Below are 1,892 nucleotides of genomic sequence, written 5' to 3' on the forward strand. Positions count from 1 at the left end.
GGCGGCGGTGGACAGCACCGCCTCGTAGCGGTAGCGGGTCAGCTCGTTGTGCGCACCGCCGCGCTTGACCCGCACGTCCACCGCGCGCACGGCGGGCAGTTCACGCGCCCAGGCGGCGAACAGGGCCGGGGAGAGCAGGAGTTCGGTCTCCAGCTCCACCCGCTGCTCGACGGCGCGCCACACGTCCGCGCCGTCGTCCGGCTGCGACCGCCCGGCCCGGGAGGCGAGTTCGACCCCGGCCTGCAGGCAGGACGCCAGGTCGAGGTTGCGGACATCGCCCAGGAGGACCGACCCGCCGGGCGCGAGCAGCGGCAGCACGCCCTCGACGACGGAGCGCAGATAGGCGAGATGGGGAAAGTACTGGACGACCGAGTTGACGACGACGGTGTCGAAGTGCCCCGCGGGCAGGCCGTCCAGGTCGTCGGCCGCACGGCAGCTCAGCCGCACCTTGCCGCGCAGCCGCTCGTCCGCCCCGGTCTGCGCGCGCAGCGCCTCGATGACGGAGGCGGAGAAGTCGGTCGCCCAGTACTCCTCGCACTCCGCAGCGCCGGCCAGCCGCGCCATCAGCAGACCGGTGCCGACACCGATCTCCAGGACGCGCCGCCCGCCGAGCTCCCGGACGCGCTCCACCGTCGCCGCCCGCCACTGCCGCATCTGCTCGAGCGGGATCGGCCGGGCGTCGTAACTGCTGTTCCAGCCCGCGAAGTTCTCCCCGTACGCGGCCCCGGCGGCGTCGTCGTAGAGCGTCTCGTAGATCTCCTTCCACTCGGTGAGCTGCTCGCTCTCCCGCGCCGCGGCCCGGTGCGCGGCCGGCACCACGTGCGCCACCAGACGCCGCTCCCCGCCCGCGGCGCCCCCAGCGCTGCCGGTGTGCTCGGTGTGCTCGGTGTGCTCGGGGTTCGCGGTGTTCTCGCTGTTCTCGGGGGTGGTGTGCACCGACACGACCGCCTCGGACACCGCCGGGTGCGCGGTGAGCACCGACTCGATCTCGCCGAGCTCGATGCGGAAGCCGCGCAGCTTGACCTGGTTGTCGACCCGGCCGGTGAACTCCATCGCCCCGTCCTCGCGCAGCCGCACCACATCGCCCGTGCGGTACAGCCGGCCGCCGCCGGGGGTGAAGCGGTCCTCGACGAACCGCCGCGCGGTCAGCTCGGGCCGGTCCAGGTAGCCGGTGGCCAGCCCCGGCCCGCCCAGCAGGAGTTCACCGCTGCCGCCCGGCGCGGCCGGCCGCCCGACCGCCGCCCGCACGACGGCGACGGTGGCACCCAGCGGCCGTCCGATCGGCACGGTCCGCGCGTCCTTCGCGACCCCGGTCACCTCGTGCCAGGTGGCGAACGTGGTGGCCTCGGTGGGCCCGTACACGTGCAGCAGCCGCCCGGGGCCGCCGGCCGCCAGGACCTGCCGTACCCGGCGCGGGTCGCAGGCCTCGCCGCCGAACAGGACGGTGCGCAGCGGGGCGAAGGCGTCGGGCCGCTCGCGGGCGATCTGGTGGAACAGCGCGGTGGTCAGGAACACGGTGCTCACACCGTGCTCGCGGACCGCGGCGGCGAAGCGGGCCGGATCGATGACGGTGTCCTTGGCCAGCCCGACCAGACGGGCACCGGCGGCGAGAGTCGACCAGATCTCGAAGGTGACCGCGTCGAAGGCGGGGTTGGCGGCCTGGGCGACCACGTCGTCCGGTGTCAGGCGCACGTAGTCGGTGGAGGTGACGAGGTCGAGGACGGCGCGGTGCGGGACGACGACGCCCTTGGGGGTGCCGGTGGTCCCGGAGGTGTAGCAGACGTAGGCCGCGTCCTCGGGTCCCGGACTCACGGCCGGCAGGACCCCGGGCCGGGCCGCGATCAGGGCGGCGTCCGCGTCCAGGTCGACGGCCACCGCGTCCAGCCCCGCGT

The 1,892-nt window shown here is 74.8% G+C and carries 1 protein-coding gene; it reads right to left on the reverse strand.

Annotated elements, in window-relative coordinates:
- A partial coding sequence (locus ABZV34_RS39005; protein ID WP_356287896.1) for an amino acid adenylation domain-containing protein occupies positions 1-1,892 on the reverse strand: 1,892 nt, incomplete at both ends.

Origin of the sequence: Streptomyces sp. NPDC005195 (assembly GCF_040608315.1) — a bacterium.
Taxonomy (GTDB): domain Bacteria; phylum Actinomycetota; class Actinomycetes; order Streptomycetales; family Streptomycetaceae; genus Streptomyces; species Streptomyces kaempferi.